This window comes from Deinococcus ficus, from assembly GCF_003444775.1.
Taxonomy (GTDB): domain Bacteria; phylum Deinococcota; class Deinococci; order Deinococcales; family Deinococcaceae; genus Deinococcus; species Deinococcus ficus.
The window spans coordinates 2733186-2740000 of the sequence record NZ_CP021081.1 but is presented as its reverse complement, the minus strand read 5'-3'; the positions used below and the strand labels follow the sequence as shown (position 1 = coordinate 2740000).

General features: G+C 69.6%; 5 protein-coding genes (1 of these 5 only partly in view). 3 read left to right on the top strand and 2 right to left on the bottom strand.

The features are described 5' to 3' along the window. Together DFI_RS13360 and DFI_RS13355 are read right to left on the bottom strand one after the other, a co-directional pair. On the bottom strand, nucleotides 1–898 hold the 5' portion of the coding sequence (locus tag DFI_RS13360) for a diacylglycerol/lipid kinase family protein (RefSeq protein WP_043779570.1). Its footprint begins 50 nt before the window's first position; only the first 898 of its 948 coding nucleotides appear in the window; the start codon lies at nucleotides 896–898; the stop codon falls past the left edge of the window. 79 nt (nucleotides 899–977) lie between these two features. Then, complete coding sequence (locus DFI_RS13355) at nucleotides 978–2927, bottom strand: ABC1 kinase family protein (protein WP_027464187.1); 1950 nt, start codon at nucleotides 2925–2927, stop codon at nucleotides 978–980. A 363-nt stretch (nucleotides 2928–3290) separates the two neighbouring features. On the opposite strand from DFI_RS13355, the gene DFI_RS13350 reads away from it, so the two are divergent. From DFI_RS13350 to DFI_RS13340, 3 genes are all read left to right on the top strand, one after another. After that, complete coding sequence (locus DFI_RS13350; RefSeq protein WP_022800813.1) at nucleotides 3291–4370, top strand: LacI family DNA-binding transcriptional regulator; 1080 nt, start codon at nucleotides 3291–3293, stop codon at nucleotides 4368–4370. Between the two features lie 157 nt (nucleotides 4371–4527). Then, complete coding sequence (locus DFI_RS13345; RefSeq protein WP_022800814.1) at nucleotides 4528–5775, top strand: ABC transporter substrate-binding protein; 1248 nt, start codon at nucleotides 4528–4530, stop codon at nucleotides 5773–5775. A gap of 79 nt (nucleotides 5776–5854) precedes the next feature. Then, a complete protein-coding gene (locus DFI_RS13340; protein WP_027464188.1) occupies nucleotides 5855–6814 on the top strand; it encodes a carbohydrate ABC transporter permease in 960 nt (319 codons plus the stop codon). Nucleotide 6815 lies beyond the last annotated feature (1 nt).

Here is a 6815-nt window from a genome sequence, read left to right as displayed (position 1 = left end):
GCGCGCCGGCCCAGACCTCCACGGTGACCGTGCCGGCCATGCCCGGTTCGGGTGTGCGGACCTCGCCGTCCACGTGGAAGGGCTGCCCGATGAAGGGGATCTGCACGCGCTGCACGTCGTCCGCCTGCACGCTGGGCAGCGTTTCGAAGTCGTCGCGGGCCAGGGCGGAGAGGTAGGCGAGCGCGCCGTCGCGGTCGTCGGCGTTCACGCGGATCAGGCTGAGTTTGCCGTCGGTGGCGTCTGCGTGGGTGGCCAGGCGTAGGCGGGGCCCGGTGGCCTTGGTGTTCATGACCTCCACGACCGCGAGGCCCTGCACCGGGAGGGGCTGGTCGTCCACGCGCAGCGCGAGGTCCATGGGCGCGAAGGTGCCCAGGGTGCTGGCCAGGGCCTGCACGGCGCGCACGGGGCTCTTGCCGTCGTCCGGGTTGTACTCGGCGAGCACGTTGGCGAACGCCCCGCAGCCGCAGGCTTCCAGGAACAGGTCCTCGCCCCACGGGCCGGTCATGCGGCCCAGGTCGAAGGGCCGCACGTCGGCCTCGGCGTACCCGGCCAGGACGTCCAGCGGGGGGCCCTGCACGCCCAGCGTCCGGCCGATGTTGTTCGCGGTGCCCATGGGAATCAGGCCCAGGATCACGCCTTCCCGGCCGGCGAGTTCCATGGCGGTGGCGCGTACGGTGCCGTCCCCGCCGGCCACGAACACCGTGCCGTGCGCGTCGGCGAGCACGCGTTTGAGGTCCTCAGGATTCGCGGTGGGTTCGTGCCGCGCGGTGTACCCCAGGGCCTCGATGGCCGCCAGCAGGTCCGCCGGCTGGCACACCCCGCTGCCCCCGGCCTGCTCGTTGAAAATCAGGGTCGCCTGACCGGCACTGACCCGCAGCACTGCGCACTCCACCGTCATGCCGCCACTGTAGGCCCCCGGCCCGGCCCGGCGCCTTATGCAAAGGATGAGGGAACGGCCCAGGCCGCTCTCCGGGCGGTTATTCCGCGTCGCGTTTGAAGATCACGACCAGCACCCGGAAGATCAGGATGGCGCTGAGCAGCCCGGCGGCGTAGCCGATCACCTGCAGCAGCGTGAAGCTGGCGGTCAGGGCGGGGCCCTCGTCGCTGGTGACCAGCAGGACCGCGATGATGCCCAGCACCGTGCCCAGCAGCGTGAGCAGCACCTGGTTCATGATCTGCCACACCACCACCCGGTCGCGCGGGTCGGCGAACATGCGGACCTGCACGCTCAGGCGGCCGTCCTCCAGGGACTGCGCGATCTGGTCCACGTGGCGCGGCAGGCGGCGCAGCATGGGCAGGACCGTCACGAGTTCCTGTTCCAGGGTGCGGCGCAGGTTCTCCGGCTGGAATTCCTCCTGGAGCTGCCGGGAGGCGATCTGGCGGGCCTCGGCGATCAGGTCGAAGTCCGGGTCGAGCAGCGCCAGCGTGCCCTGAATGACGCCCAGGGCGCGCAGGGCGGTGGCGAGCTCCCCGGGGACCTGCAGGCCGTGCGCGGTGATCACGCGGATCAGCTCGTTGAACAGCCCGATGTCCACCGGGCCCTCGGAGCGCAGCTGCGTCATCATGAACTGCCCCAGCGCGCGCCGCAGCGGGACCTCGTTCAGGCCCTCGGGGCGGCCCAGCGTCTCGAACAGGGCGTCCATGAAGCCCTGCGTGTCGGCGTACTCCACGGACAGGATCAGTTTCTGCAGCGCCGTCTGGATGCCTTGATCGATGCGGCCCACGCTGCCGCAGTCCACCAGGGCCAGCGTGCCGTCCTCCAGCACCATGATGTTCCCCGGGTGGGGGTCGCCGTGGAACACGCCGTTCACGGTGATCTGCGTGAGCAGCGAGTCGAAGATCCGGCGCGCCAGCATCCGGCGGTCCGTGGCACTCAGGGCCGCGAGAAGCGCCGGGTCGCTGAGGGTCCGGCCGCGCAGTTCCTCCATGACCAGCACCCGCGAGGAACTCAGGCTGGGCTCCACTGCCGGCACACGCATCCGGGACCCCTCCGGGTGGGTGCGCAGCGCGGCGGCCATGTCCGCGAGGTTCTGCGCCTCCAGCGTGAAATCCAGCTCCTCGCGCAGGGCATCGGCGAAACTCTGCGCGAGCTGCGCGGCGCCCATGTCCCGGCCCCAGTCGGTGCGGGTCTGCAGGGTGTGGCCCAGCCGCTCGGCGATCTCCAGGTCCTGCGCGAGGACCTCCTGAATGCCGGGCCGCTGCACCTTCACGACCACCGGGTGGCCGCTGCGCAACTCCGCGCGGTGCACCTGCGCGACCGACGCGGACGCCAGCGGCACTGGCTCGAAGCGGCCGAACACGGTCTCCAGCGGGCCGCCCAGTTCGTCCTCCAGCACGGCCTTCACGTCCGGCCAGGGGGCGGGGGCCACCTGCTGCTGCAGCTGCGCGAGTTCCTGCGTGTACACGGGCGGCAGCAGGTCGGTGCGGGTGGACAGCACCTGCCCCAGCTTCACGAAGGTCACGCCGGATTCCTCCAGGGCCAGCCGCAGGTCCCGCGCCTGCCGGCGGGAGCCGGCCAGGAAGGCCCGGCGCGTGCCGGGGCTCAGGGGGTTCAGGCCGCGGCGCATCAGGATGCGCATGATCTGCGCGCTGCGCTGCGACTGCACCCAGGTGCGCCGGAGGGCCGCGCCCCAGCCCATGACGGGCGGGACGCTGCCCTGCGGAACCAGCAGTTCGGAAATCAGGAGGAACAGCAGCGTGAACACGCTGAGCAGCGCGAACTGCCACCAGGGGCTGGTGCCCGGCCCTTCCCAGCGGACCTCCGTCTGAAACACCGCGCCGATCAGGGCGCCGAACAGCAGCGCGAGCAGCACCCGCCCGGAGCCGATGTCCAGCCCGATGAACCGCCCCACCACCGCGCGCACGAGCAGCAGGACGAGCAGCAGCCCGCCCAGCATCAGAAGCAGCGACCCGACCTCCACCATCATCCGTTCCTCACGGAGAGCAGTATGGGGACTGCGGCCTGACGGGTGAATGACGTCCCAGCCGGGGTTAAGGACAGATAAGGAAGGCGGAGGGCGGTGGCCGCTTCAGGCAGGAGGGGACACGGCGACTTCAGGGGCCATACCGGCAGACCTCTGAAAGCGGTTTCCTACGTGGCGCAGGGACGCAGGATCACAAATCACGCTCTACAGAATGAAAGTGCGAGATTTCATGTAATTGGTTCGTTCCGATACCATAAAAGGCCGTTAGAGACGTATTGACAGCGCTTTCATAAGGGCGTACGGTGAACCTGTTCCGCACGTCCACCACCCCCGCACCTCCCCCGCTGGGGCGGTGAAAGGACCATCATGCCCTCCATCACCCTGGAAGATGTCGCCCGTGCCGCCGGAGTCTCCCTCAGCACCGCCTCACGCGTCCTGAGCGGCACCGCCAAAGTCAGCGCCGAACGCCACGCCGCCGTCATGCGCGCCGCCACCGAACTCGGCTACCAGCCCAACGCCATCGCCCGCAGCCTCGCCAGTGGACGCTCCATGCTCATCGGCGTGATCACGCAGGAAATCAGCAGCCCCTTCTACGGCGAGGCGCTGCTCGGCATCGAACGCGGCCTGGAAGGCAGCGGCTACCACGCCATCTTCGCCAGCGGCCACTGGCAGGCCGACATCGAACACGCCGCCCTGGACGGCCTGCTCGGCCGGCCCGTGGACGGCCTGATCCTCCTCGGCGGCCAGACGCCCGACGCCGTGCTGCGCGCTCTGGCCGCCCGGCTCCCGCTGATCACCGTGGGCCGCAGCATCCAGGGCCTCGAGGGCCACTGCATGCGCGTGGACAACGTCGCCGGCGGGTACGAGTGCACCCGGCACCTGCTGGAACGCGGCCACCGCGCCATCGCCTACATCGCCGGCCCCGAATCGCACCGGGACGCCCGCGACCGTCTGCACGGCCACCAGCAGGCCCTGCGCGACTGGAGCGTCACCGGGCACCCGGCGCTGTTCACGCAGGGCGACTTTCAGGAAACGTCCGGCCTGATGGCCGTTGAGAGCCTCTTCACGCGCGGCGAGCCCTTCACCGCGATCGTCGCCGCGAACGACCAGATGGCCTACGGCGCCCGGCTCGCCCTGTACCGCCGCGGCATCCGCGTGCCGGACGACGTGTCCCTGATCGGGTACGACGACCTGCACAGCTCGGCCTTCTGCACGCCGCCCCTGACCACCGTCCGGCAGCCCATGTACGAGATGGGCTTCGCCGCCGCCGAAGGCATCCTGGCCGCCCTGGCCGGCACGGCCCTGCCCGCCCCCGAGTTCGCCGTTCAGCTCGTCACCCGCGAATCCACCACGCTGCTGCGCCGCACCCCGCGGCCCGCCACGACCGAAGACCCCGACCCCGCCACGCGGTCCGCGCCGGCCGCAGGGAGCGCCCCCATGACCTAGCGCCCCCACCTCCCCGGTACGTTCCCGCTCCGCGGTACCTGCCCCCGGCCCCCCACGGGCCGGCGGGAAGGGACGCTGCATGCCCGCTGAATCCCTTACCGCCTCTCCCCGCTTTCTTTCCGTTCGCCTGCCGGAAGCCCGGCAGCAAGGAGTGCCTATGAAGAAGATGCTTGCCGTGACCGTGCTGCTCGCCGCCACCCTCGCCAGCGCCCAGACGAAAAAGACCATCACGGTCGCGGTGTTCCCCGACCTGGACAGCGTCGTCAAGGCCGCCCTGCCGGGCTTTAACAAGCTCTACCCGAACATCACCGTGAAGATCAACTCGCTGGCGTACGCCGACCACCACACCGCGCTGACCACCGCGCTCTCCACCGGCAAGGGCGCCGGGGACGTGGTCGCCGTGGACTTCGGGTACATCGCCAAGTTCGCCGAAGGCAACGGCCTGGTGGACCTCAGCAAGGCGCCCTACAGCGCCGGGCAGTTCCGCAACCAGTTCGTGCCCTACACCTTCCCGCAGGCCATGACGCAGGACGGCCGCATGATCGCCATGCCCACCGACATCGGCCCCGGGTCCATGTTCTACCGCTCCGACATGCTGAAAAAAGCCGGCGTGAGCCCCAGCGCCCTGAACAAGAGCTGGGAATCGTACATCGAGAACGGCAAGAAGGTCGTGGCTGCCAACCCCGGCAGCTTCCTGATCCCCGACGCCGGCGAGGCCGCGCAGATCATCATCCGCACCGGCCTGAAGAGCGGTGAGGGCCTGTTCTTCGACAAGACCGGCAAGGTGCTCGTCAGCCCCGACAGCCCCCGCTTCGTGCGCGCCTTCACCATCGCCAAGGCCATCCGCGACGCGAAACTCGACGCCCGCGCCGGCAGCGCCTTCAGCGCCGACTGGACCACCGCCTTCCAGAAAGGCAACCTGGCGACCGAATTCAGCGGCGCGTGGTTGGTCGGCCACATGCAGAACTGGCTCGCCAAGGACTTCAGCGGCAAGTGGGCCGCGCAGGACCTGCCCGGTAACACCTACGCCAGCTGGGGCGGCAGCTTCTACGCCATTCCGCAGCAGAGCCAGAACAAGACCGAAGCCTGGGCGCTCATCAAGTACCTCACCACCAACAAGGCCCAGCAGGTCCTGGCGTTCAAGACCACCGGCGCCTTCCCCGCGCTGCGCGCCGCCTCCACCGACACCGTGTTCAACGAGGGCGTGCCGTACCTGGGCAACCAGAAGGCCCGGCTGCAGTGGCGCAACGCCGCCACGAAAATCCAGCCGCTGGACGTCAACCGCCTCGACCCGGTCGCCGAGCAGATCGTGAACGACGCCATCGCCAAGGTGCTGGACGGCAGCATGGACATCCGCGGCGCGCTCACCGAAGCGCAGCAGCTGATCACCCGCCGCGCCCGCTGACCGGCGCCCACCCCGGGCGGCCCCCGGCCCACGTGGCCCGGCCGGGCCGCCCCCTGCTCCCCGACGAGAGGTACCCCGGATGTCCGCACCCCCCCGCCCGGCACGTTTCAGTTGGACGCAGTTCCAGCGGCGGTACGCGCCCTACCTGTTCATCAGCCCGTTTTTCCTGCTGTTCTTCGCCTTCGGGCTGTTCCCGATCCTGTTCAACGCGTACCTGTCGTTTCAGCAGTGGCAGCCCGGGACCGGCCTGGGCGACATGGAGTTCGTGGGCTGGCGGAACTACACGGACAACCTGACCGACCCGACCTTCTGGCTGTCCCTGAAAAACACCGCCCTGCTGGCCGTCATGTCGGGCCTGCCGCAGCACCTGCTGGCGATCCCGCTGGCGTTCGCGGTGTACGGCGTGCTGCGGCGGCTGCAGAACCTGGTCACGGCCGTGTACTTCCTGCCGTACATCACGTCCATCGTGGCGATCTCGGTGATCTTCTTCACGCTGTTCTCCTGGCAGTACGGCGTGATCAACGCCGCCCTGAACGCCCTGCACACACTGCCCCTGATCGGCGGGCTGTTCCCGGCCGAGAAGATCAACTGGCTGGGCGAGAAGCAGTACGTGCAGCCGGCCATCGCGGCCGTGATCATCTGGCGGTACACCGGCTGGAACATGCTGCTGTACCTCGCGGGCCTGCAGGCCATTCCCCGCGACCTGTACGAGGCCGCGTCCGTGGACGGCGCCACCCCGTTGCAGCAGTTCCGGTTCATCACGCTGCCGCTGCTGCGCCCCACCATGTTCCTTGCCGTGACCCTGAGCCTGATCGGCGGGCTGCAGCTGTTCGAGGAGCCGTTCATTCTGACCGGCACCAGCGGCGGCGCCGGCCAGTCGGGCCTGACCACCGTGATGTACATGTACCGCACGTACGCCAACTACAGCGACGCCGGCGTGGCCGCCGCGATGTCCTGGCTGCTGTTCCTGGTGATCGGCGTGCTCACCCTGCTGAACAACCGCGTGTTCGGCCGCAGCGGCCTGGCCGGGGAGAACTGAC